The organism is uncultured Campylobacter sp. (assembly GCF_937959485.1).
Taxonomy (GTDB): domain Bacteria; phylum Campylobacterota; class Campylobacteria; order Campylobacterales; family Campylobacteraceae; genus Campylobacter_B.
Genome location: NZ_CALGPY010000005.1, coordinates 372,098 through 396,006, shown reverse-complemented (window position 1 = coordinate 396,006; position 23,909 = coordinate 372,098). Strand labels below are relative to the sequence as shown.

24 protein-coding genes and 2 pseudogenes are annotated in these 23,909 nt (G+C 49.7%); 17 read left to right on the top strand and 9 right to left on the bottom strand.

Annotated features, from left to right (window positions below):
• Positions 1 to 241 precede the first annotated feature (241 nt).
• Together Q0380_RS04000 and Q0380_RS03995 are read left to right on the top strand one after the other, a co-directional pair.
• Positions 242 to 1,330 carry a methyltransferase gene (locus Q0380_RS04000; protein WP_298960432.1) on the top strand — a complete coding sequence of 363 codons (1,089 nt, stop codon included), beginning with the start codon at positions 242 to 244 and terminating at the stop codon, positions 1,328 to 1,330.
• Positions 1,330 to 1,809, top strand: a complete 480-nt coding sequence (locus Q0380_RS03995) for a hypothetical protein (protein ID WP_298960429.1) — start codon at positions 1,330 to 1,332, stop codon at positions 1,807 to 1,809. The genes Q0380_RS04000 and Q0380_RS03995 overlap by 1 nt, the downstream gene beginning before the upstream one ends.
• A 67-nt stretch (positions 1,810 to 1,876) precedes the next feature.
• On the opposite strand, the gene Q0380_RS03990 is transcribed toward Q0380_RS03995, so the two are convergent.
• The 3 genes from Q0380_RS03990 to Q0380_RS03980 all read right to left on the bottom strand — a co-directional run bounded on the left by Q0380_RS03990 (position 1,877) and on the right by Q0380_RS03980 (position 4,450).
• Complete coding sequence (locus Q0380_RS03990; RefSeq protein WP_298960426.1) at positions 1,877 to 2,269, bottom strand: hypothetical protein; 393 nt, start codon at positions 2,267 to 2,269, stop codon at positions 1,877 to 1,879.
• 634 nt (positions 2,270 to 2,903) lie between these two features.
• Positions 2,904 to 3,521 (bottom strand): hypothetical protein, encoded by a 618-nt coding sequence (locus Q0380_RS03985; protein ID WP_298960424.1) that lies wholly within the window; start codon positions 3,519 to 3,521, stop codon positions 2,904 to 2,906.
• Between the two features lie 77 nt (positions 3,522 to 3,598).
• The gene (locus Q0380_RS03980; protein WP_298960421.1) at positions 3,599 to 4,450 is read right to left on the bottom strand and encodes a hypothetical protein; all 852 of its coding nucleotides are present in this window, start codon (positions 4,448 to 4,450) and stop codon (positions 3,599 to 3,601) included.
• Positions 4,451 to 4,558: 108 nt separating this feature from the next.
• Here Q0380_RS03980 and Q0380_RS03975 point away from each other — a divergent pair, with 108 nt between their 5' ends.
• The gene (locus Q0380_RS03975; RefSeq protein WP_298960418.1) at positions 4,559 to 4,732 is read left to right on the top strand and encodes a hypothetical protein; all 174 of its coding nucleotides are present in this window, start codon (positions 4,559 to 4,561) and stop codon (positions 4,730 to 4,732) included.
• Positions 4,733 to 4,844: 112 nt separating this feature from the next.
• Here Q0380_RS03975 and Q0380_RS03970 read toward each other — a convergent pair whose 3' ends face one another.
• The 6 genes and pseudogenes from Q0380_RS03970 to Q0380_RS03945 form a co-directional block, all read right to left on the bottom strand.
• Positions 4,845 to 5,534 carry a hypothetical protein gene (locus Q0380_RS03970; protein ID WP_298960415.1) on the bottom strand — a complete coding sequence of 230 codons (690 nt, stop codon included), beginning with the start codon at positions 5,532 to 5,534 and terminating at the stop codon, positions 4,845 to 4,847.
• Entirely contained in the window at positions 5,534 to 6,796 is a 1,263-nt protein-coding gene (locus Q0380_RS03965) for a GNAT family N-acetyltransferase (RefSeq protein WP_298960412.1), read from the bottom strand. The genes Q0380_RS03970 and Q0380_RS03965 overlap by 1 nt, the downstream gene beginning before the upstream one ends.
• Positions 6,797 to 6,926: 130 nt before the next feature.
• Positions 6,927 to 8,042 (bottom strand): chorismate synthase, encoded by a 1,116-nt coding sequence (gene aroC / locus Q0380_RS03960; protein ID WP_298960409.1) that lies wholly within the window; start codon positions 8,040 to 8,042, stop codon positions 6,927 to 6,929.
• A gap of 245 nt (positions 8,043 to 8,287) precedes the next feature.
• Positions 8,288 to 8,950, bottom strand: a pseudogene (rnc, locus tag Q0380_RS03955) (ribonuclease III); the annotation flags it as partial.
• 398 nt (positions 8,951 to 9,348) lie between these two features.
• A complete protein-coding gene (gene rnhA, locus Q0380_RS03950; protein ID WP_298960406.1) occupies positions 9,349 to 9,771 on the bottom strand; it encodes a ribonuclease HI in 423 nt (140 codons plus the stop codon).
• Positions 9,749 to 10,774 (bottom strand): tetratricopeptide repeat protein, encoded by a 1,026-nt coding sequence (locus Q0380_RS03945; RefSeq protein WP_298960404.1) that lies wholly within the window; start codon positions 10,772 to 10,774, stop codon positions 9,749 to 9,751. The genes rnhA and Q0380_RS03945 overlap by 23 nt, the downstream gene beginning before the upstream one ends.
• 60 nt (positions 10,775 to 10,834) lie before the next feature.
• Between Q0380_RS03945 and dnaG the strand changes: the two genes are divergently transcribed.
• From dnaG to Q0380_RS03875, 14 genes and pseudogenes are all read left to right on the top strand, one after another.
• Positions 10,835 to 12,940 (top strand): DNA primase, encoded by a 2,106-nt coding sequence (dnaG, locus tag Q0380_RS03940; protein WP_298960401.1) that lies wholly within the window; start codon positions 10,835 to 10,837, stop codon positions 12,938 to 12,940.
• A 9-nt stretch (positions 12,941 to 12,949) separates the two neighbouring features.
• The gene (locus Q0380_RS03935; RefSeq protein WP_298960398.1) at positions 12,950 to 13,933 is read left to right on the top strand and encodes an argininosuccinate synthase domain-containing protein; all 984 of its coding nucleotides are present in this window, start codon (positions 12,950 to 12,952) and stop codon (positions 13,931 to 13,933) included.
• Positions 13,934 to 13,970: 37 nt separating this feature from the next.
• Complete coding sequence (locus Q0380_RS03930) at positions 13,971 to 14,135, top strand: hypothetical protein (protein WP_298960394.1); 165 nt, start codon at positions 13,971 to 13,973, stop codon at positions 14,133 to 14,135.
• A 204-nt stretch (positions 14,136 to 14,339) separates the two neighbouring features.
• Positions 14,340 to 14,546, top strand: coding sequence for a hypothetical protein (locus tag Q0380_RS03925; protein ID WP_298960392.1), 207 nt, complete (start codon positions 14,340 to 14,342; stop codon positions 14,544 to 14,546).
• A 101-nt stretch (positions 14,547 to 14,647) separates the two neighbouring features.
• On the top strand, positions 14,648 to 15,655 hold the full coding sequence (locus Q0380_RS03920) for an AI-2E family transporter (RefSeq protein ID WP_298960389.1): 1,008 nt from the start codon (positions 14,648 to 14,650) through the stop codon (positions 15,653 to 15,655).
• 101 nt (positions 15,656 to 15,756) lie between these two features.
• Positions 15,757 to 16,116 (top strand): nitrous oxide-stimulated promoter family protein, encoded by a 360-nt coding sequence (locus Q0380_RS03915; RefSeq protein ID WP_298960386.1) that lies wholly within the window; start codon positions 15,757 to 15,759, stop codon positions 16,114 to 16,116.
• Between the two features lie 253 nt (positions 16,117 to 16,369).
• Positions 16,370 to 17,146 (top strand): hypothetical protein, encoded by a 777-nt coding sequence (locus Q0380_RS03910; RefSeq protein ID WP_298960383.1) that lies wholly within the window; start codon positions 16,370 to 16,372, stop codon positions 17,144 to 17,146.
• A gap of 61 nt (positions 17,147 to 17,207) precedes the next feature.
• Positions 17,208 to 17,774: a molybdenum cofactor guanylyltransferase gene (locus tag Q0380_RS03905; RefSeq protein WP_298960380.1), complete on the top strand. Its 567-nt coding sequence runs from the start codon at positions 17,208 to 17,210 to the stop codon at positions 17,772 to 17,774.
• Positions 17,764 to 18,903 (top strand): phospholipase A, encoded by a 1,140-nt coding sequence (locus Q0380_RS03900; RefSeq protein ID WP_298960377.1) that lies wholly within the window; start codon positions 17,764 to 17,766, stop codon positions 18,901 to 18,903. Before Q0380_RS03905 ends, Q0380_RS03900 begins: the two co-directional genes overlap by 11 nt.
• A 481-nt stretch (positions 18,904 to 19,384) precedes the next feature.
• Positions 19,385 to 20,311, top strand: coding sequence for a branched-chain amino acid transaminase (locus Q0380_RS03895; RefSeq protein WP_298960374.1), 927 nt, complete (start codon positions 19,385 to 19,387; stop codon positions 20,309 to 20,311).
• Positions 20,312 to 20,319: 8 nt separating this feature from the next.
• A complete protein-coding gene (locus tag Q0380_RS03890; RefSeq protein WP_298960371.1) occupies positions 20,320 to 21,399 on the top strand; it encodes an SPFH domain-containing protein in 1,080 nt (359 codons plus the stop codon).
• 305 nt (positions 21,400 to 21,704) lie between these two features.
• Positions 21,705 to 22,019, top strand: a pseudogene (gene hisI / locus Q0380_RS03885) (phosphoribosyl-AMP cyclohydrolase); the annotation flags it as partial.
• Positions 22,020 to 22,214: 195 nt separating this feature from the next.
• Entirely contained in the window at positions 22,215 to 22,718 is a 504-nt protein-coding gene (locus Q0380_RS03880; protein WP_298960808.1) for a phosphoribosyl-ATP diphosphatase, read from the top strand.
• Between the two features lie 107 nt (positions 22,719 to 22,825).
• Positions 22,826 to 23,806: a hypothetical protein gene (locus Q0380_RS03875; RefSeq protein WP_298960368.1), complete on the top strand. Its 981-nt coding sequence runs from the start codon at positions 22,826 to 22,828 to the stop codon at positions 23,804 to 23,806.
• The last annotated feature ends 103 nt before the right edge of the window (positions 23,807 to 23,909 follow it).

Below are 23,909 nucleotides of genomic sequence, written 5' to 3'. Positions count from 1 at the left end.
TTATAGCACTTTTGCCTTTCTTCTCGCTCATAAATTTTGTGCGGCGAGATTTAAAATTTTTTAGGATCTCAAAATAAAATCTATCTCAATAAACATACAGCTGCAAAACGACTTAAATTTTAAGACGGAATTTTAAAATTTCATCGCAAAATTCTGAGATATGCGCAAATTCTTAGCGGGCGCAAGAAAAGTTAGAATTTTTTGCTAAAATTTTGCGAAATTTACATAAGCAGGATCAAAAATGAAACTTCCCAAACAGCTTTTAGATCGTTACGGCGCCGAGCGTCAAAGCGCGGGCGAGGCTCAGCGGACGGCGAATGAGATCGCCTTTGCGCCGGTGGTCTTTCAAGTCTCGCGGCTGATGAAAAAATTTGGAATTTTAAGCGCGCTTAATGAGGCGCAGGGCGGGCTAAGCATAAGTGAGATCGTGCAGAAGACTTCGCTTAGCGAATACGCCGTAAAGCTGCTTTTGGAAAGCTCGCTTAGCATCGGCACGGTGCTGCTGTGCGGCGAGAAATTTCGGCTCAGCAAGGCGGGGTATTTTCTGCTCACCGACGAGATGGTGGGAGTGGATATGGACTTCATCCACGATGTGTGTTACGAGGGGCTCTTTAGGCTCGAAGAGACGCTAAAATCGGGCAAACCCGAGGGGCTAAAGGTCTTTGGGCAGTGGGCTACGATCTACGAGGCGCTTTCGCATCTGCCGCCGCACGTGCGCAAGAGCTGGCTCGCGTTTGATCATTTTTATTCGGATTTGGCGTTTGAGCCCGCGCTAGAGATCATTTTCTCGCGCAAGACAAATAAAATTTTAGACGTAGGCGGCAACACGGGGCGCTTTGCTAAGCGGTGCGTGGGCTACGACAAAAATGTGCGCGTCACGATAATGGATCTTGCGGGGCAGATCGCGCTGATGAAAGACGCCGTCGCAGGCGCGCAGGGCGCTGAGCGCATAGAGGGGCTTGCGGCCGATCTGCTAGATGCTGCTACGCGCTTTCCGCGCGGTTTTGACGCGATTTGGCTCAGTCAGTTTCTGGACTGCTTCGCAGAGGAGCAGATCGTAAGCATCCTCTCGCGTGCGGCGGAGTCGATGAGCGCGGAGGCGCGGCTTTATATTTTGGAGCCGTTTTGGGACAGGCAGCGCTACGAAACCGCTGCGTATAGCATGACGCAGATCAGCGTGTATTTCGCCGCTATGGCAAACGGCAATAGCAAAATTTATCACTCGGACGATATGATTAAATTTGCGCAGCGCGCGGGGCTTAAAATTTCACGTATTCACGACGGACTCGGCGTCGGACACACGTTGCTGTGCTGCGAAAGGGCGCGATGATGGACGCACGAAGCTTAAGCGCGCGGTTAAATAAGCCGATTAAAATTTTACTAGTACTACTTGGAGTCGGAATTTTGGCAAACGTGGCGGTGGAATTTTATGCAGAGAAACAACGCGGCGAGCTAGAGCGAAACTTCTGCGAAAGCAAGCGGGTGCGAGATACGCTAGCGCGGATAAACGAGGGCGCGCCGCGCAGGATCGACGATGCTACGACCCTAAAAGGCGCCGCATGCGAAGAGGGTAGCTTCATATACGATTACGCGCTAAATAGCTCGTCAAATTTAGATCTTAGCGCGCTGGATGCGGGTGATGCGGAAATTTTAAAAGAGATGCTGTTTGCTAAAGCGAAAGCCGGCTTTTGCAGCGCGGAATTTTCGCGGCGCCTGCGGGAGCTTGGTAAAACGATGGTGCTAAATTACGAGATAGAGGGCTTGCCGCCGATAAAAATCGCGCTAGATAAAAACGCTTGCGAAAGATAATCCGCAAAGAGCTGCAGAGGAAAATGCCCGCAAAGCTTACGGGCATTTTGAAATTTTAGAATTTGAATTAGTTGCAATCGCTAGGTTTAAATTCTACCCGCATAAATTCCGAGCCGTTTTTTAGCTTGTAGACCCACACTGCGCTGTTTATCAAGGAGTGCATAACCTTCATATTCTCGCAAAAAATCTGTTTATTTTGGCTGCCTACGACGTTTTGCATTACGTTTTTTTGCGTATCGTTGATACTGTCAAATTTTAGCCCCATGCCGTCGTTTAGCTCGTAGTTGTAGATAAAAGTACCGTCTTTGCACTCGGCACCCGTTAAAGTGGTAATCTCATCGACTCTCAGCGGCGCACTCTTATTGATACCTTCCACGGCGGCTTTGAGTTGGACATTATCGCAGCTTGGTGCCGCAAAAAGCGCTCCGCAAACAAGCGGAAGTAGTAGAAATTTTTTCATTTCATCTCCTTGCAAAATTTTCAGAATGATACAAAAATTAATATTAATGAATGCTTTAAATTTACAAAGATAAATTCCGCTTTGCCGCACCCTAAATTTTAAAATTTCGCGTTATTTTTGCCGCCTTGCCGCGCATGCCCACAAAACATCAGCGCTGATGCAAAGGACCGCCGGCAAGGCGTCCGCTGCCTTGCTTAGAGCTTAGATGCGGCAAATTTATGCATGCTAGCGAAACGAGCGAGCTTTTAGCCTTTGAACGAGCTTTAGAGTTTTAAATTTAGGCTTGCTTTCACGCTTTTAAATTTAGATTTGTCCCACACGGGCGCGCCGTTGTCGCGGATATACTTTGCGTTTCGGCTTTTAAATTTGGATTTGCATGCTCCGTATTTTGGAGTATCACAGCCTTTAAAATTTCGCAAAATTTCGGTGCGTCGCTCAGCTTTAAAATTTTGCGAAATTACAGCGCATGGCTCACAGGCGGGCTTTAAATTTAGGTTCGCTCCGCCCGCCCGTGAGCTTTAAATTTAAATTCGCGTCGCCGTCTTGCGATACGCCGCCAAGAACCCCACGTAAAAAGCGCCGCACCGACCGCTAGCGACGAAGTGGGGGAGCGAGCCGATGCGAATTTAAAATTTTACTTCGCGGCGTCGATTGCGCTCAAAATCTCTCTGGCGTGCACGGCGTAGTCGTTCGCCATCGCCTTTTGGAAGATCCCGCCGATCTGTGCGTACGAGCCCTGACCGCCGCCGAAAAACTCCTCCTCGCCGAAGTTGCGCTCGTTTACGGCGATATTTTGGTTGTAGATCGGCTTTCCGTTTTTAAACATTTTTAGGCGTAGATTGTAGCGCACATAGGGCTTTGCCGAAACGTCGATGCCGTCGGAGCTGTAAAAGCCAAAGCCGAATGAGCTAAGCTCAGGCGCGATGACGAGCCCTTTGCCTTGCAGCGCTTTTTCGTCGTCGGTGACGCTCACGCGCCTTAGGTAGGTGCCGAAGAAGCGCTTTGCCTCGCCTGCGACGAACTCACCGACATCGATTTTAAGCTCATCGTCTCTGCCTAGCTTCGAGCTTGCGACGTAGCTTTTTGTCCCCATTAGCTCGCCAGGGATGTAAATGAGCGCACTTTGCATGGCGTTGGTCGCGCTTATAGTGTCGTCAAACGGCGCTACGTCCGCGTTTTGATTAAACTGCGCCTCATATGCGCAACCGCTAAATAGCGCGCAAAATATTGCGGCTAGAAAGAAATTTTTCATTGTTTGCTCCGTGTAAAAATTTTTGTAATTCTACCCCGCGGGTCTAAATTTTACGCTGAAACGGACGGAATCGCTCTTTAATCCAAGCTAAAAAATCGCCTAAGCTTTCGCTTAAACGTGTCTTTTGGAATTTGCGTATCGCTAAAATCATCGCTCCAAATTTCATTTTTATCGGTAAATAAGCCTTTATTCTGTGCCTGCGGCATAAAGACTACTTTGTCTGCAACTTGGACGCCTTTTTGCTTAAAATACTCTAGTATCTCATCCAGATCTCGCCTAGAATATATATTTATAAGGAAGTAATTTCTATTTTTGAACCTTAGCACGATATTTTTGCGGATTAAGCCCAAAGGCTCATCCGCTCTTATCAGCATATAAATTTTAAACGGCAAGATGAACAATATGAAATTTATCGTATGATATAAAAACAATACAACCTTTCCTATGTGTACCCCTATGGACGACTTTTTATACAGCTCGTATGACGAAAAATAGTGAAATCTTCCGTAGCTATCATATAGCTCTGATATAATGCAAAAACTTACCTTATCTATATCGCAGGCATCGCAAATTTTTATTACTTCCTCTTTCTTGACAAAATAAAAATCATTTAGCGCCTGATTTAGCGATCCGGGCTTATCGTCGAAAGCATTTATATAGCTGATTTTATTATTTTCCAATAAAAAATACGCGGGACTGCCCTTTCTTTTAATAGGCCAAAGTAATGTAGCCGGCAACAATAAAAAGACCACTACGATAAACATAACTAAATCGGCACTAAAATGCGTGTAAAATTTCAAGTTTAACGGAGTAACTTCTAGATTGAATATTTTATATAGGCAACCGAGTGAAAGAAAAAGAACGATATTGTTTTGAAAGTAAACCGCCCTATCTATGATTTTGATCGGCTCTTTGTCGTAGTCCCTCATAAAATTCCTTTTCGGTATGATTTTTGACGAAGCGCATTTTATCACCGCCTCGCTTTCGACGCGTTTAAGAGCGCAGGATATTTGCATAGGCGCTTGCGGCGAGGCGAGTTGCGACAAGCCGTGGTTATCTCAGTCAAGCAGACACTAGCAACTCATCTGAAGCTACTTAGAGGATTGCTTCGGGTGCCGAGCGATCTCATCTGCGACTGCTTCGAGGACTGCTTCGAGTACCGAGAGATCCCATCTACGATTGCTGTGAGTAGAATTTTGCTCGAAATCTAGCCTCAATCTCGCCGCGAAATACTCGCGCAGCATCCGCCTTTGTGCTTCGTTTACGTTTAGCTTTATCCAGACATCCAGCGGGTCTAAATTTTACGCTGAAAACCGAAAAATTTCACGCCTTAATGTCGTAGCTGAAATTTTTCAAAAAATATATGCGTAAAGCTTCGCGCTCGGCGCGGCTAGGACGGATGCAAAAAAATACCGCCGCGCCCGTATCGTCCCTCCCGCGCAGTAGCAGGCAATCGCGCAGTCGTAGCCCCGCTCGTCCGTCTAGCCTTCGCGCGACGACGAGCTTTGAAGCGATCAAAATCGCAAAAATGCCCGCTGCTGCATAGATCGCAGCCTCGGCAAAGCCGAATTTGATCGTCAAAAACACGCCCGCGGCGTATGCGAAAAGAAGCAAGAATTTTAAAATTTCTTGCAGTTTCAAAAACCGTTCGTAGCTTAGAAACGGCACGCGAAACGTCCGCACGAAGCCGAGCGACGGCTCTATCAGATCGACGCATCCAAGCATAAGATCGTATTTGTCTAACCCTCTGCGAAAGGATATTTTAAGCTCGTCAAATTCCACGCGCGCCGCCTCTTTGCTGCCGCTTCGCAAATAAAGTAACGCCAAAAACAAAAAAACGATCGTCAGGCTGGGCTTGGCTCGCTGTGAGCGTAGCGGGCTGTCCGTGTAAAACAGCTCCCCCGATCCGCCGATGTCCAAAGAGATAAAAATGCAAAAAAACGCAAGGATAGAGGCGGAGAAAATTTTATAAAACGTATCGTCGCAGATGAGGCTGAATTCGGGCTTTTGCATTAGTTTTTGTATAGCGGCGCGTCGGTGATTTTAAATCTAAATTTATTGCCCGCGCCGATAAATTTCACGAAGCTCGCTACGTCAAAGCCCTGCTGCGGCGCGCTTAGCGGCGGCTTGGCAAGGATCTCGAAGCTTAGCCCCGCGTAGTTAAAAAACTTGCCGCAGCGCCGAAAGCCGTGCCTGCCGTAGAATTCTATGCGGCGCAGGCGCTGCGCGAGATTGGGTGCGTCCTCGTGCGGCGGCTCGACGTCAAGGACGATTTGCGCGCGCGGATTTTGCTCGGAGATGAGCGCGAGCAGCCTTGAGCCGATCCCCAGCCCGCGAAATTTCGCATCAATGCCGAGGTAGGCCACGTAAAAAATCTCGCTCTCTCCGCCGCTTGAAATTTCGCCCTCATTGTAGCGCGAAATTTCGCTTTCCGCGGTACCTGACGAAATTTTACCCTCTGCAGCGCTTGATGAAATTTCATCCCTTCTGACGCTTGATGAAATTTCGCTGCTCGCACCGCAAATCAAACGGTCCGCGTCGATCGGAATTTTGCTATCTGCGCTCGCATTTAAAATTTCATCGCCGCTAAAAGGCTGCGCTTTTTGGCTCGGGTTTTTGCCGCTAGCAACGCTAAAAAATTTTGCCTCTGAAAATTTTACTTTGCCACTTGGGATTTCATCCTCTGCGCCTTCAAATTCTGCGCCGCTATGGGCTTTGGATCTTAAAATTTTATCCGCATTTAATCGAGGCGGAGGCTGTTTGTGGTGCGAAACCGCGCGCTTGTATGTTTGCTCGGTCCTATAGACGCAAAACCCCACCAGCTCCTCGCCGCTTAAATTTTGCGCCGCCGCATTGAAATTTTCGCTTGCCTCCGCGCTGGGATTTTTACTTTCCAAGCTGGATTTTTCACACGTCGCACTGGATTTTTTACCTATCACGCTGCGATTTTTGGAATTCAAAGAGGCTAATTCTGCCGTGTTGCGGTTAGCCGCATCGGAATTTTTACCCGCAGCATCGCGATCTTGGCTAGCTTCGCCGCGATCCTGCAGCGCGCATAAATTTTCGCTCGCCGCCGCGTAATGCTTATCACTCGCGCCGCCAGCGACCAGGGCAGTAAAATCCTCGAAAATCGCCGCGATTTCAAGCTGTCCTTTGCGCGACATTTTTAAGAAATTTTTTATGCTGATACGCTCGATTTCGGGGAACGCCGCGACGTTGATCGCCTCTATGCGCGCGATCAGCGCCGAGTCCTCGCCGATACGCTCAAGTCTCATTTTGCTCTCCTTGTCGCGATAGGCTTACCGCGTAAATTTAAAATTTGCCCGCCTCGCTCGCGGGAATTTCATCGCTCGACCCTTAAATTTAATGAAATTCCGCGAAATTTAAGGGACCGCCCGTCTAAATTTAATCCTCGCCGTAAATTCGCTTTAAATTCCCCAGCGTCGCGCTCGCGTTTAGTAGCAGCGCATCGGCGATCACCAGCCGCGCCATTGCGGTAGCTACGACGCTGCCGCGCACGGCGATACACGGATCGTGCCGCCCGCGCAGCTCGCAGACCGCGTCCGCGCCGCGCACGTCGACGCTGCGTTGCGCCATGAAAATGCTCGGAGTGGGCTTAAAATGCGTCGCAATCTCGATCGGCGCGCCGCTACTTATGCCGCCTAGGATCCCGCCTGCGTTGTTGCTTACGAAATTTGCGCCGATCTTGCCGCCGTTGGTGCGGATCGCATCCTTACTAGCGCGCATAAAATCGTTATTTTCGCTACCTTTTAGCGTGCTTGCCTTCACTCCCGCGCCGATCTGCACGGCCTTTACGCCGTTTATGCCCATTAGCGCGCCCGCAAGCGCCGCATCCAGCTTGCCGTACAGCGGCTCGCCGAGCCCAGCAGGCACGCCCGTAACGCGCGTTATCACGCAGCCGCCGATACTATCGCCAGCATTTTTGACGCTTAGAATTAGCTCCTTTTGCGCGCCCTCCACAGCGGGATCGAGCGCGAAAATTTCGCTGTTTTGCGCAAAGTCGAAGTCTAAATTTCCCGCGTAAATTTCGCCCACGCCGTAAATTCCGCTTTTTACGGAAATTTTAAAGTGATCTAGCAGGATTTGTGCAAACGCTCCCGCGGCCACGCGCACGGCGGTTTCGCGCGCGCTTGCCCGCCCGCCGCCTCGGTAATCGCGCAGTCCGTATTTGGCAAAATACGTAAAATCGGCGTGTGCGGGGCGGAAAACATCCCTTAGCTCTTCGTAGTCCTTCGAGTGCTGGTTTGCGTTGCGGATGATAAATCCGATCGGCGTGCCGGTGCTGCGTCCGTCAAAAATCCCGCTTAAAATTTCGATCTCGTCGGCTTCTTTGCGCGGCGTAGCGTATTTGCCGCCTGGCTTGCGGCGATCAAGCTCGCTTTGGATATTTGAAAGCTCGATCTCCACGCCAGCCGGCAATCCGTCCAAAACGCCGCCGATCGCCGCGCCGTGACTCTCACCGAAGGTGCTAAGGCGCAATCTCTCGCCGAAGGTATTCATAACGCGTCTCCTTGATCGCTATCGCGTCCATTTTGTTCGGCGTTTTTGTTTCGCTCATTGCTTCTTTTAGTGTTCGGCGTGCCGCTAGGTACGCCGGTGCGGTCGCTCTTTTTGCTATCCTGCACCCGTCCGTCGCCATTTCGCGAGCCTTTTTTGTCGTCCTGAGCGCGATTTGCACCGCTTTGTGCGTCGCCGCATGCTGTTTGCTCACTATTTTGCGCGCCAGTACCGTGCGAGGCGCCGTTTTGTAAAAGCTCGATCGCGATTTGAGCGCATTTTTGCTCGGCCTCCTTTTTGCTCGCTCCCACGGCGGATGAGAGCCGCTTGCCGCTAACAAGCGCCGCCATTTCGAAGCTTTTTTTATGATCGGGGCCGCTCGAGCCTAAAAGGATATATTCGGGCGTGACGCCGAATTTTGCCTGCGTGAGCTCTTGCAGCGCGGTTTTGTAGTCTCGCACGAGCTCGTTAAAGCTGATGCGCGGATAGAGGATTTCTAAAATCGCAGTCGCGATGCGGGCGGTATTTTGCAGCCCGCTCTCAAGATAGACGGCGCCCATTATCGCCTCAAACGCGTCCGAAAGCAGCGATGGTTTCTCGCGCCCGCCGTTGCGCTCCTCGGACAGCGACATATTCAGGTTCTCGCCGATGCCCAAAAATTTTGCAAATTTAGAAAAGCTGCTTTCGTTTACGAGTGCGGCGCGCAGCTTGCTCAGATCGCCCTCATCGCTACTAAATTTTTTGAAAAGATACTCGCCCACGATCAGATCCATCACCGCATCGCCTAAAAATTCCAGTCTCTCGTTGTTATGTCCGTTTTTGGCGCTTTTGTGCGTAAGAGCGATTTTGAGGTGGGTTAAATTTTTAAATTTATAGCCCAGTTTTTCTTGTAATTTTTCTAAATTTTGCATCTTTACCCTTTATTATAAAATTTTGCGAAATCAGCAGCGGCTCACACGCAAACGGCATCCGGTGCGAACAAAACCCGCACAAGCGAAACGAACGCGAGCAGGACCTGCGCCAAATTTGCGCTAACGCGGCGAATGAAGCGTACTAGCGACGATCTGCGACGAATAAAATTTAAACGTACCCGCTAATTCTAACGCAAACCGCGCCGAAGCTCGCTCGCCGCAAATTTAATCCTCGCCAAAAACGCGCCTGCCCTCAAATACGAGAGCTCGATTGCGTGAACAAATGCGCTAAAACAGGCTTCGGGCGATAAAATTTACGCCGAAGCGGCTCTACGCGTAAAGCAAACGTGGGCAAATCCATGCTTAATCCGCGTAACCGCAAGCTTCGCCGCAGAATTTTAGCCCCTTATCGCTTCCGCCGCCGCGCGAGCCATAGCATCGCACTCCTCGTTTTGCGGATGACCCGCATGCCCCTTGACCCAGGAGGCCTTGATCTCGTGAGGCGCCGCCGCCGCAAGGTATCTGCGCCACAGATCCGCGTTTTTCTTGCCCTTAAAATCGGTAACGACCCACTTTGCGAGCCAGGAGCTTATCGCTTTAACGACATACTCGCTATCGGTAAAAAGCTCGACGCGGCAGGGCTGCTTAAGCGCGCTCAGCCCCATTATAGCGGCGGTTAGCTCCATTTGATTATTTGTCGTCATCGCTTCCGCGCCGCTTGCCTTTTTTATCGCGTTGCCGTATTGCAAGATATAAGCCCAGCCGCCTGCTCCGGGGTTTCCGAGGCAGCTGCCGTCGCTAAAAAGTTTGACCGATTTCACCGGTTTTCTCCGAAATTTGCGCTCTGATCTCCATGCTACCTAGCTCGTAGCAGACCGGGCAGCGGTGCGAAAAAAGCCCCACCGAGCTTTTGCACTTCGCACAGGTGTAGCTAAAGCTAAGCCCGGCGTCCTCAAAGCCCGCGTCTTTCATAGCCATAAGCGCGTTGATCTCAAAAATTTTACTCGCGCTCTGCGGCTTTTGATCGCTTTTTCCAAGCGCGTAAAAAAGCGCGTTGTACTCCGCATCCTGCGTATTTACCGCCGCAGGGAAATCATAGATCAGATCAATTGCCTGCTCGATCGGCGGGAAGCGGTCAAAGCCCTCCATAGGCTCTTTGTTTTTGATAAAAAGCTCCATGCAGAACCGCCCCGCGCCTTTGAAGTTTAGCTTTGAAATTTTAGCGATCTTCTTGTTAAACGGCGTATTTGCGTCGTTTGCGATGATCTGGGCGCGCTCGAACTGGCTTTGAGCATATACTTCGGCATCCTGTTCGCGCAGCGCGTCAAGCACCTCAAGTGCCTCATTAAAGCGCTTCAGCCGCTCATAAATCACCGTAAGATGCGTAAGGGCCTCTTTGTTTCTGGGGCGCAGCTTCAGCGCCTGTAAAAATACCTCTTCGGCGCGCCCTAAAAAGCCCGCTTTGAAATATACGATACCGAGATTGGTAAGGATAAACTCCCTCTGTACGCCGCCGCTAGCCTTACTTAGCGCGATTAGATAAATTTCTATCGCGCGCTCGAAGTCGCCGCTTTTGACGAAAGAGCTAGCTAAAATTCCAAGCGTCGGGATGTCTATTTGCGGGCTTGCTAAAAGTTGCCTGTGCTCCGAGCTAAGCGCGTCTAGGGTGTCAAATTTTTTGATGAAATTCTCTAAGCTCTGCCTCTCGTTTTTTTTAGAAAAAACTCCCCAAATGTAGCTTAGAATCGACACTAGCAAGATTATGCTTATTAGCATGATAAGCCCGAAAATCGGATCGCGATCGTCTAAGAAAAAATTATCCAAATCAAACCTCGTCGCAAAAATAAAGGGCAATTATAGCAAAGTGCGGGTATAATTTCGCTTATGATTAAAAACGAAAGCATAGAAAATCTGCTGGCCACCGTAGATATCGTAGACGTCGTAGAAAAATATGTCCCGCTTAAGCGCAGCGGCGCAAATTTCGTGGGCGTCTGCCCCTTCCACGACGATTCGCACCCGAGCATGAGCGTGAGCTCCAAGCTTGGAATTTTTCACTGTTTTTCGTGCAAAGCGGGCGGTAACGCGATTAAATTTATCCAAGATTACGAAAAGATAAGCTTCCCAGAAGCGGTCGAAAAGCTTGCGGGGATGTATAATTTCGCGCTGCAATACACCGGCGCCAAAGTCCAGGAGCGCAGCGAAGAGAAGAAGGTGCTCAGGATTTTAAACGCCTACTACCAAAGCTGCCTTTATCAAAATCCTGCCGCCGTGAAATACCTGCACGATCGCGGCCTAAGCGATCAAAGCATTCGCAAATTCGGCCTTGGATACGCAGGAGCTAGCGCGCAGACGATCAGAGTTTTGCAAAACGAAGAAATTCCGCCGCAAGACGCGTTAAATGCGGGCGCGGTGAAGCAAAACGAGCGCGGGCTCTACGCAAGCTTCATCGAGCGCATTACCTTTCCGATCTACAACCACGCAAGCAAGCTCGTGGGTTTCGGCGGTCGTACGATAAGCGATAACCCCGCCAAATACGTCAATTCGCCGCAGTGCGCACTGTTTGATAAATCTAAAATTTTCTACGCATTCGACCTTGCGAAAAAAAGTGCAATCGCCAAAAAAACCCTCATCATCACCGAGGGCTACATGGACGTTATCATGCTTCATCAAGCGGGCATCGATAACGCCGTAGCGGTGCTCGGCACGGCGCTGACGCCCGCTCATCTGCCGCTTATAAAGCGCGCGGAGCTTAACGTCGTGCTTAGCTTCGACGGCGACGCCGCGGGCATCAATGCGGCGATAAAATCGGCGCGGCTTTTGTGCCTGAATAAGATCGACTCAAGCGTCGCTATAATCGGCGGTGGCGCCGATCCCGCGGATATGATTGCGGCGGGCAAGGTGCGCGAGCTAGAGCAAATTTATGCTAGCGGCATGGAGAGCGGGGAGTTTCTGATCCGAAGAATCGCTAAAAAATACGACCTCGCCCGCCCCGTGCAAAAAGAAGCGGCGCTAAATGAGATCAAAGAATTTACCGCAGCGCTCGGCCCCGTGCTCGCCGAGTCCTATCAGAGCTTAGTGGCGCAAATTTTAAATGTCTCGCCCGCTTCGTTCAATCTTGCTGACGGCGGTAAAAATTTCGGCGCGGGCTTTGAGGGGCGAAATTTTAGCGAGGGCGGGAGCTTCGGCTCTCGCGATTTCAGCTCTTACGAGGGGCGCGGCGCAGACGGCAGGGGCGGTGCGAGCAGGGGTTTAAACGGCGGAAATTTTGATCGCGAGCAAAACACGGCGCGCTACGAAAGCTCTGCGCCGCCTGCGGCTTCGGCGAGGAGCGGGCGGACGCTACTGCGCCGCAAGGAGATCGCGGAGCTTCAGATCATAAAATCGATGCTGCTCGATGGCGAGATGGCGGAGCTCGGGCTCGGCTGCTTGGAGCGGCGTGATTTTCGCATGCACGGCGATATTTTCGAGGCGTTTTTGGCTTTCTCTCGTAGCGGCGGGAATTTTAAAAATTTCATCGCGGGCGAGGACGGCAATGTAGACAGCGCTCCCGAAAATTTTACCGCAGGCGGCGCAGGAGAAAATTTTATCCGTAGCGAGAGCGTAAATTTAAAAAGCGGCGAGAATTCTAGCGAGCAAAATTTTATCAGGCAAGCCTCCGCAGGCGCCGTAAATTTAAAAGGCTCCTCCGCGCAGCAGGGCGCAAACGGCGGCGAGAAGCAAGAAGTAAACAACGTCGCGAAGCAAGGCGAGAGGGAAGCCGCCGCTCAAAATGTTCAAAACGCCGAAACCGAAGCCCGCGAAAATCTGTGCGCGCTCGCACTGGACGATGAAATTTTGCCGATCGGCGGTACGGCGCTTTTTAATGACGCGTGCAAAATTTTACGCCGCAACGCCCTGCAAGATCTGATGCAAAAGCTCAAAAACTCCGACGCGCCCGACAAGATCGAGCGAATCTTGGAGTATCAAAAAAAGATCAATCAACTCAAGTAAAGGAACGAAATGAAGGCATTGGCGCTCTTTAGCGGCGGGCTTGATTCAATGCTCGCGGTCAAACTCATCGTCTCGCAAGGCATTGAGGTGCTCGCGCTGAATATGGATATCGGATTTGGCGGCAAGGACGATAAGAGCGAGATCATGCGCCGCAGAGCCGCAGCCGCGGGGGCGGATTTTAAAAGCGTCGATATCAGAAGCGAATATCTACGTCAGGTACTTTTCGAGCCCAAATACGGCTACGGCAAGCACTTCAACCCCTGCATCGACTGCCACGGATATATGTTTAAGACCGCGCTTGCGATGCTGCAAAGCGAAGGGGCGAGCTTCATCATCACGGGCGAGGTGCTCGGACAGCGCCCGATGAGCCAGCGCGCGCAGGCTCTAGCTCAGGTCGGCGGGCTTAGCGGCGATGAGGAGGGGCTGATCCTACGTCCGCTGTGCGCGAAGCTGCTGCCGCCCACGACGCCCGAGATCAAGGGCTGGGTAGATAGGGGCGCGCTGCTTGACATCAGCGGGCGCGGGCGGGCTAGACAGATGCAGCTGGCGGCAGAATTCGGCTTTGAGGACTATGAAACGCCCGCGGGAGGCTGTCTGCTGACCGTGCAGAGCTTTAGCGAGCGGATCAAGGATGCGGTAAAATTTGAAAAGATCGAAACGCCCGCGGACGCTGAAATTTTAAAATTCGGGCGTCATCTGCGCCTGCCTGAGGGTGCTAAGCTCATAATCGGACGAGATGAGAGCGACAACAAAAAGCTTGCCGCAGTGCAAAATCCAAAATTTAGCGAGATAAAATTTAAAGATGACGTCGTGGGCGCGCTAAGCCTGCTAAGCAGGGGCGCGAGCGAGGCAGATAGAGAGCTTGCAGCGAGGCTGGCGCTAACATACGCCAAAACGGGCGCCGCGCGCCGCTACCTCGTGCTCATAGACGGCAGCGAGCTGAGCGCAAGCCCCTTTGAGAGCAAGGATGCCGCCCGCGAGTATTTTGTATGATAAGCCATGTCAATAAATATAGGGATTGGAGTGCAATATGAAGCTTGAACGTTTTCCTGGCATAAACATTATAGTTGAAGAAAAACGTGTTATTTTCGAATTAAAAATTAAAAACCAAAAATCTGTATATATGTGCCACCCATTTACAAATAACACTGGAGATATTGCGTTTGTTGATAGCATAAAATTCTTAGAATTATGACGTAATAGTAAAATTGATGTAGATAAAGAAATAAGCAATAAAAGGGAAGATGGTTGGCGAAACAATTACAAATATAGTTGGGCAGAAGAGGGCTTTAAACAGGGTCTTGGTAATACTGTGCCATTGGCTAGAGTTTGTTGTTATTCTGATGAGTATTATGTACCAATAAAAGTAAGATGTATTCCGTTTTTTAAAAAGAATTATGTGAAAGAAACAAAATACGCTTGTTCATTTTCTGACGGAATAACACGTACTATTTGGCTGCTTTCTAATGGAGCAAAATCATTTCCAGTACATTTAAGCTCCTCCGATGAGACAAAAATATTGGTAAAATTTGCAGGTATTACAGAAAATTCTTATTATATAAAGATAGAAATTCAAAGTGAACTGAATTTATGGGATAAGAAATGATATATAAAATTTTAGTCATAAATTTATGGAATTTTAGTTAAAATCCTTCTATCAAAATTTCGCGTAAAAGCTCTGCGAAAATGTCAAATTTAGGAGAATCCTTGAAGCTTCAAATGTCCTTGATGTCGGTTGCTTGCGTCATAATCATCCTGGCTGGTCTTAAAGCCGCGCAGGCTATCGTCGTGCCATTTTTGCTAGCTATTTTCATCACGGTGCTCGTCTCGCCGCTGGTGCTTTATGTCCAAAAGATCCGCGTCGGGCGCGTCTTTAGTTTCCTCATCATTACCTTTGCCTTCGTGGCGATTATAGTGTTTTTCGGCGCAGTCATCTTCGATGCGATCAAGGAATTTTCAGCGCGCCTACCCGAGCTGCAAGCAAAATTTGAAGAGGTGCTAGGAGGCGTGAGTGCGAAGCTCTCTCTATTCGGCATAGAGCTTAACGCCGCAAGCCTAGGCATTGATCCGAGCGAAGCCGCCGCGCAGCTATCTGCACTACTGCGCAAAACAGGCTCGATAGTCTCGACGGGATTTTTCATTTTTATAATGGTTTCATTTATGGTCTTTGAAAGCTCTGTGATCGACGAAAAAATCCGCTATTTTTCGCAAAGTAGCCGTGCTACGCACACTTTCGTGAAGAAATTTGCCTCCAGCCTCAAAAAATATCTGCTAATTAAAACTATCGCTTCAGCTTGCACCGGTGCGCTCATCGGGCTCGGACTATGGGCGCTCGGAGTTCCGTATGCCGCGCTGTGGGGGATTTTAGCCTTCGTACTAAATTTCATCCCAACCATCGGCTCGATCGTAGCGGTCTTTCCGACGCTTTTCGTGACATTAGCTACGATGGATATAAGCTCTAGCATCTGGACTATCGCAATCTATTTGGTCGTAAACGTAGCGATCGGAAATATCATCGAGCCACGATTTTTAGGGCAAGGGCTCGGACTTTCAACGATCAGCGTGCTTGCGGGGCTACTGCTGTGGGGCTTCGTGCTTGGTATCGGCGGGCTATTTTTGGCTGTGCCGCTTACGATGAGCTTGCAAATCGCGCTTGCCTCAAACGACAAAACACGCTTCATTGCGACTCTATTAAGCAACAAGGTCGAAAGATAAAGCGAAATTCCGCGGAATTTTAAAATTCTATAAATTCTAGCTTGAGCGCGCTCAAGAGTATTTTTGTCTCTTTTAGATAAAATCCGCCCAAAGGATCAAATATGACTAGCGAAAAATTTATTTACGAAGTAAACACGGTGACGAAATTTATCCAAATTTACTGCGATGGCAAGCATGCGGATGCGCCTAAAAAAGACGGTGCCGTGCTTCATGACTACAAAGACGATAAGGGGCTCGTGCAAACGCACTTTCATCTGTGCGCGGACTGCGAGCGGATGCTACGTTACGCCTACGCGCGCCTGCGCGCCTGCCCGCATATCGAAAAACCGCGTTGTCACCACTGCCCGCATCCGTGCTACGAGCGCGAAATGTGGGTGAATATGGCTAAGATGATGAAATATAGCGGCATGAAGCTTGGGCTTACGAAGATCAAAAAGCTTTTTTCGTTTAAAAAAAGCTAACTTTCGCTGGCAATTTAGCTTGAGTTTGCGGGTAAAATTTATCTCTGCAAACCCGCTTCATCTCTACACAAAAAAGTATAAAAAAGCAGCGTGAGAACAAGCACAAAAAAGATATAAAAATCAATCAAAATGCTAAATCTTAGCGCGTAAATTCTACCTTGCAAACGCAAATCCTACGCAATCCTTGATAATAAATAATTAAATTTGAGTTTATAGTTTTAAGTTAGAATTGTACCCAATCAAAGGAGAAAATATGAAGGTCATTACCATCGCGGTCGTTAACGGCAGGGTCGTAAACGAAAAGGAATTAATCGCGTCCATCGCCGATTATGACGATTTTACCGCGGTTGCCGAACAAATCCGCAAAGGGCTGAAATCGAGGTATTTTACATCTAGAGAGCATGCGAGGATCTACAAAAAAATCAGCGTCGAGACGGGCTTTAGGCGCGTGCGATTCGACTACAAACCTTATAAAGATAAAATTTCAAACCTTATCGCCGAGGGCTACACCGTCAAGGCGATCCTAAAAAAGATCGGCGAGGAGGACGAAGCGTTCAAAAACGCCGTTACTGCGCCCGGGCTTACGCACTTCATCTCCGTGACGTTCAAAGATGAAAAAGCAAGACTTCGCGCAACCGCCAAAAAAAGCGAAGACTTTTTATACGCATATCGCTTCGAGATCAAAAAAATGCACTTCCAAGGCGTTAGCAATAAAGAAATTTTAAAATATATGAAAGCTCATTACGAAAAGGATTTTGCTAAAGTAAGCGAGCGCGATCTGGCGGCTTTTATCGAGGCAAACGCGGTGCTGGATACCGACCGCAAACTCTCGCTGTATAAAAAGCCGAGCCTTTACGATCCGCATTTTAGCGAGATTATGAAGCTTTACGCAAGCGGTATGCGAGTCTACGACATCTGGAAGACGCTTAAAGCCAAATACCCCGAGCTAGCCAAGCTTCAGGCGCCGAGCCTTTATCAGTTCATCGCAAATAACGCCCTTGGCAAAGCTAAATATATGCAAAAAGACTGATATGTCCGCACTTCTTTCAAATTTTACTTTCAAATTTAAAATTTCGCCGCGATAAAGATCGATGAAAGCCGGTGAAATTTCGATGAAAACCTGCGTCATTCTCTGTGGCGGCAAAAGCTCGCGTTTCGGCAGCGACAAAACGCTGTTTCCATTTCGCGGGCATCCCAGCATGACGCACTTTCTTTTCTCGCGCTTAAGCCGCGAGTTTGAGCGGGTTTTCGCCTGCGCCAAAAGCCCTAAATTTAACCCGCCGCTTCCTATGATTTACGATGAATTTGAGGATTTTTCGCCGATGGGCGCGCTGTATTCGGCGCTGAAACCATTTAGCGGCGAGCGCATTTTTATCATCCCCGCCGATATGCCATTTGTGGAAATTTCCACCATTCGCGCGCTTAGAGAGCAGGAGGGGCAAATTTGCGTAGCGGGCGATGACCTGCACAGACATAGCCTGTGCGGATTTTTTGACGCGGATCTCGCTCCGCGCGCGCTTGAGCTCTACCGCGCGAAAGAGCATAAGATCGGCGCGCTCATCGGATCTGCAAATTCCAAAGTGCTAAATTTCAAAAACAAAGAGCAGTTTTTAAATATAAATTATCAAAACGATTTAAAGGGCGTAGATGAAATTTAAAGCTTTAGCATTCGCGTTTTGCACCATGAGCCTAGCCGCGCAAGATCTATCCGAGCTATACGCAAAGGCTAGCGAATACGAGGCCAAGGGCGATTACAAAAACGCGATGATCTATTACAAAAAGATCGCCGCGGCAAGTCTAGCGGAAAGCGGCGAAAAGTCGCGCCGAAATTCAGCAAAAAATTCTACCTCGTCTGCAGAAAACCGCGCTGCGCACGACGATACCGCCATTTTAAGCTCTGCGCTGCCGCAAAATTCTTTCGCACAAAATTCCGCTGCGCCAAAACCTGTCGAGCCAAATTCCACTTCGTCAAATTTCGCAGACGCAGGCTCGGCTGCGTCAGGCTCCGCGTCAAATTTAGCATCATCGAATTCCGCCTCGCTCTCGCAGAATTCCACTGCATCAAATTCCGCGCCGCAAAGCGAGCAAAATGGCCGAAATTTCGGATTTTTAGGGCTTAAATACTACGAGCCGATCTATATGCTCTTTACTCACGATTTTAGCAAAAAACCTGATCGCAAGGCGGATGAGCTGCATTTTGAGTTTAGCTTTGAGCGGCCGATTACTTACGACGCGCTGGGCCTTGGAGAGAAATTTTCATTCGCTTACGCGCAAAATTCCTGGTGGCAGATCACGCAGGATAGCGCCCCCTTTCGCGAGAGTAACTACCGCCCCGAGCTCTACGTTAGCGCACCGGTACCGTTTGCGGATGAGCTAAAGATAGGCGCTCTGCACGAATCAAACGGCAAAGGCGGCGCAGAATCGCGCTCGTGGAACAAAGCCTACGTCCAAAGCACGTGGAGCGCGGGCGGATTTTCGATCACGCCTAGGGCGTGGTATGCCTTTTGGCTGGACCGCACGAACGAGGACATCGCGGATTATATGGGCTACGGCGATCTGCGCGCGTCATACACCTTCGGCAAGCAGCGACTTAGCGCTCTGTGGCGAAACAACCTCCATTTTGACGGCAGTAACCGCGGCGCGATCGAGCTGAACTACAGCTTCCCGATCTTTAATAGCGGATTTTACGGCTATCTGCGCTACTTCAACGGCTACGGCGAGAGCCTCGCGGACTACAAACGCAGCGTCAATAAGATCGGCATCGGACTTTCTTTCGTAGAATTTTAAGAGGCGAGCTTGGATCAAAAAGCTTGAAATTCTGCGGCAAAATTTTATTCGCGGTAGGGTAAATTTGCTGATCCTACGAAGATCTCGATAAAATTTGCTTTTGAAATTTTATCTGTGAAATTTTATTCTACGGCACGAGCGTAAAATTTATTCGCGACTATTACTCGGGTAAAATTTTATCCGCTGCATAGATACGGAGGATGGGATTCTATCCTCGCCGTGCCTTTTCCTCCGTGCCCGCATAAAATTTCACGCGCTAGCCAAACGGCGCGGAATTTTATCCGCACGAAATCTGAAATTCGCAGCTCTTTACTCCGCGCCGCTAAATTTTAAAAAGCAAAATTTAGCGGTGCAAATCGCCTTAAATTTTGCGGACGGAATTTCGCCTGCCGCACCGGATGCCCAACCGATAGAATTTCTTAGAAATTAATATTGTTTTAGCTAAAATCGCAGATTAAATTTTAAACAAAAGGATCAAAAAATGGCACAAATTCAAGAGGCCGAGCTCATCTGGAAAGACGGCAAGCTAATCCCTTGGGCAGAGGCCACTACTCACGTTTTGACGCACTCTTTGCACTATGGAAACGCCGTATTTGAAGGCGTGCGCGCCTATAAAACCGACAAAGGCTACGCGATTTTCCGCTTGGATGAGCACACTGCCCGTCTTGAAATTTCGGCAAAACTCTGCCTAATCAAGCTTCCGTTTAGCTTCGAGCAACTTCGTCAGGCCCAGATCGACGTCGTCGCGAAAAACCGCTTCGATCAGACCGTCTATATTCGCCCGCTAGCGTACTTCGGCTACGGCTCGATGGGTGTTTCATCTACGAACTGCCCGGTAAACGTCATCGTCGCAGCGTGGCAATGGGGCGCGTATATGGGCGAAGAGGCTCTACGCAAGGGTATCAAAGCCAAAATTTCATCGTGGATAAAGCCCGCGCAATTTTCGATGATGGCAAAAGCCAAAGCGAGCGCGAATTATTTCAACTCGCAGATGGCAAATTTCGAAGCGGTCGATGCGGGATACGATGAGGCGATACTGCTCGATCCGCAGGGCTTCGTCGCGGAGGGGCCGGGCGAGTGCCTATTTATCGTAAAAGAGGGCGTCATCATCACTCCGCCTAACGACACCAGCCTAGAGAGCATCACTCAAAACTCAGTCATAGAAATCGCGCACAGCTTGGGCTACGAAGTCCGCAGAGAGCGTATCGCTCGCGATCAGCTCTATGCGGCGGACGAGGCGTTTTTCACCGGCACCGCCGCGGAGGTCACGCCGATTAGCAACATAGACGGTAGGATCATCGGCAAGGGCGAGATGGGCGAGATCACGAGCCGCTTGCAAAAGGCGTATTTCGCGGTGGTCACGGGCAAAGACCCTAAATTTGAGCACTGGCTCACATACGTTAAATAAGGACGCGCATGCCAGCGGATTTGAATGATTATTTTAATAAGAAAAATGGCGATAAAAAAGGCGGGAATTTAAATTTTAAAATTCCTAATTTTGGAGGAATGGGCAAGTTTAGCGGCGTGATTTACGCAATTATCGCGATAATCGCGCTACTAGTGATCTCAAAACCCTTCGTCACGATCCAATCCGGCGAGGTGGGGATCAAGTCAAATTTAGGCAAATACGATCCGACGCCTCTTGGCGCGGGACTTCATTTTTTTGTGCCGTTCATACAGGATGTATTCGTCGTAGATACTCGCACACGTATCATCAACTACACCAGCAGCGAAGATATGAGCGCGGGTATCGCTACTAAAAGCGGCACCGCGGGCGGTATCATCAGCAAAAACTCGCTCTCGGTGCTAGACTCGCGAAATTTGCCCGTCAGCATCGACATCACCGTGCAATACAGGCTCAATGAAGCCACGGCGCCCAACACGATCGCCGAGTGGGGCTTTTTGTGGGAGGATAAGATCATCGATCCGCGCGTAAAGGACGTCGTGCGTAGCGTTATTGGAAACTATGCCGCCGAAGAGCTGCCTACCAAACGCGACGAGATCGCTAAAGCGATCGACGACGGCATCCGCAAAAATATCGAAGCACTGCCGAATTTACCCGTAGATCTGCTAGCCGTGCAGCTTCGCGAGATCATTTTGCCGGCGAAGGTAAAAGAGCAGATCGAGCGCGTGCAGATCGCCAAGCAAGAGGCTGAGCGCACTAAATACGAGGTCGAGCGCGCAAATCAAGAGGCGCTTAAAAGGGCTGCTCTTGCCAAAGGTAACGCAGACGCCGTCAAAATCGAGGCTCAAGGTCGTGCCGATGCCGCTAAGATCGAAGCCGACGCGCAAGCCTACGCTAACAAAGAGATCGCGAAGAGCTTGGACGCAAATCTTTTAAGCCTCAAGCAGATCGAGACGCAGGCTAAATTTAACGAGGCGTTGCGCGAAAACAGCGACGCGAAAATTTTCCTAACTCCTGGCGGCGCGGTGCCTAATATCTGGGTCGATACGAAAGATAAAGCAAAGCAAAGCGCCATCGAGCGGGAAAATTAAAATTTCAGGCGGACTATACGCCCCGATTTCGCGAACTAAATTTAATAGCGAGATTTAAAGCAAGCCCGCTCCGGGCGCATAAACTTAACTCGCGATTTCGCAAGTTAATATTAGCGACGAGCGCGATTGCTCGCGATTAGCAAAACTCACACTCGTCGCAGCTTAAGCCTAGCGGTCGCTTAAAATTTAGCCGCCAGGTTTACTCTTTAAATTTACGAGGCTCGCCGCTTCGTAAATTCATAACTCAAATTCCGCGTGCGGCGGCTAAATTTAAGGCGCGCGACTTCGTAAACTAAGGATCAAAGATGAAGGTAGATTGGCAAAAATTAGGCGGGCTGCTCCCCACGATCGTGCAGGACGCGGGTGACGGCGCGGTTTTGATGCTCGCGTATATGAATGAAGAAGCATTAAATTTAACACTGAGCACCGGCTACGCGCACTACTTTTCGCGCAGCAAGGGGCGTATCTGGAAAAAGGGCGAGAGCAGCGGGCACGTTCAGCTCGTGCGAGAGGCGTTTTTAGACTGCGATAACGACGCGCTGCTACTTAAAGTCGAGCAGTGCGGCGGATCCGCCTGCCACACGGGCTCGCGAAGCTGTTTTTTCAAAGAGATTTCGCTACAAAAAGGCGGCGAAAATTTCGATAGTTCGAACGCTTGCGGCACGGGAAATTTCTCAGAGTACGGATCTGCAACCACTCTCGCGCAGAAAAATTCCGCAAATTCCCGCGCAGAGCAGAATTCCGCTTCCTGCAACGGCTTGCAGAATTTAACGCCCAAAAATTCTACCGATTCCTGCGGTAAGCAAAATTCTGTAATGCAAAGCCCCGCTGCGACGAATTCTGTGTTCACAAATTCCGCCGCAGAGCGCAGCGAGCAAAATTTAGACGCCGCCGCGCAAAATTCCGCGCTCGAAAGCTCCGCAGAAAAAAACCCATACGGCATTTTGGACGAAATTTATCACGTCTGCTTGGATCGCAAGCTAAACGGTGAGCCTGCGCTCTCCTACGTCGCCTCGCTCTACGCGAAGGGCGAAAACGCCTATCTCAAAAAGATCGCCGAGGAGGCGTGCGAGTTCGCACTGGCGTGCAAGGACCTCTCGCGTAGCGAGCTTTACGTAGACGTCGCGCACGAGGGCTTCGGCGAACACAGAGCGGGCGAGCCGCGATACGACGTGATTTACGAGGGAGCGGATCTTTTATTTCACCTTCTGCTCGCACTTGCGGCGCACAATATCCACCCGGACGCCCTGCTTGACGAGCTAGCGCGCAGGCAAGGACAAAGCGGCATTGAAGAAAAGCGTCGCCGTGAAAAAAGCTAATTCTGCCTTGCGGCGACCGCGAGTTTATTTAGAGCAAAGCACGCCTGAAGCGAGCCGTAAAACTCAAAGGCGATTTTACGCTGTAAACGCAAATTTAAAGGTCGATAATGAACGAAATTTTAGAGCGAATTTACGAAATAGAAAACCTCGCCGAACTAGAAATTTTTCTGCGCGCTTGGGATCGAATTTTAATTCGCGAGCGGCTGCTAGGCGAATTTGACCGCTACGCCTTTTATAAAAACGCTAGCGAGTGGAACAGGGCCGTTAAAATTTGCGAATGCCTAGCGATCGTAGGCTGGGGCGAGCGCGAGAGCTTAGAGGCGCTGCGCGGGAAATTTTACAACAGCTATGCGATGACCTATTTTTTAAATACACACGGCGAGGCGCGCTTTGTAGAAGCTACGTGGTCGAAACGCAAAACGGGGCTTACGATGCAAGACGGCGATACGTTCTTTCACGAAAGCCCGGATGCGGCGGGCAAAACGCTCGCACGTCCCGTAAAAGAGGACATTTGTGACCTCAAGCTAAACAGCCAGCGCAACTGGATAGCCAAAAATCCCATCCGCATCACGCGCGCTATTAGCAACTGCTACGAGAGCTCGCGCGCTGTGACAGAAAGCCTCTTTGCGGATCTACAACCGGCGCTTAACGCTAAAATGCGCCCTAAAATTTACGGCTGCGCGATCAACTATATCAAGCTATCGTGCGCATTTAGCTTCTCGGATGACGGCTGCAAAACAAACTACATCATCGCGCCCGATAAGCCGCGCCTAAGCTCGCAGCGCGCATGGGAGCTGATACACGAAATGATGAGCGAGGAGCAGAGGCGCGCGGGCGGCTACTTTTTGCGAAATAGATTTGAGTATTCGCCGTTTAGAAAAGACACGGGCAAAACGGGCGCACTGATACATTTCGAGCGCGAGTTTAGCGAGCTAGCGCCCATGGAGCAAAAGCGAAAGATGGGCGAATATTTTTTGACGGCGCTAAAGCAGATCGCGCAAAAGCAAAGCAAGCTTGAGTATGATTTCGCCGCGACGATAGAGGATTTTGGTAAAATTTTAGGCGAGTGGACGGCGGCTGAAATTTAGCGCTCGTCGGCGCGGCGCTTTAAAACACATCGGCAGTGTGCAAATCCGCGCGTAAATTTAAGCGCTTGCGTAAATCGTAAAATTTCACTAAAATTTTAAAATG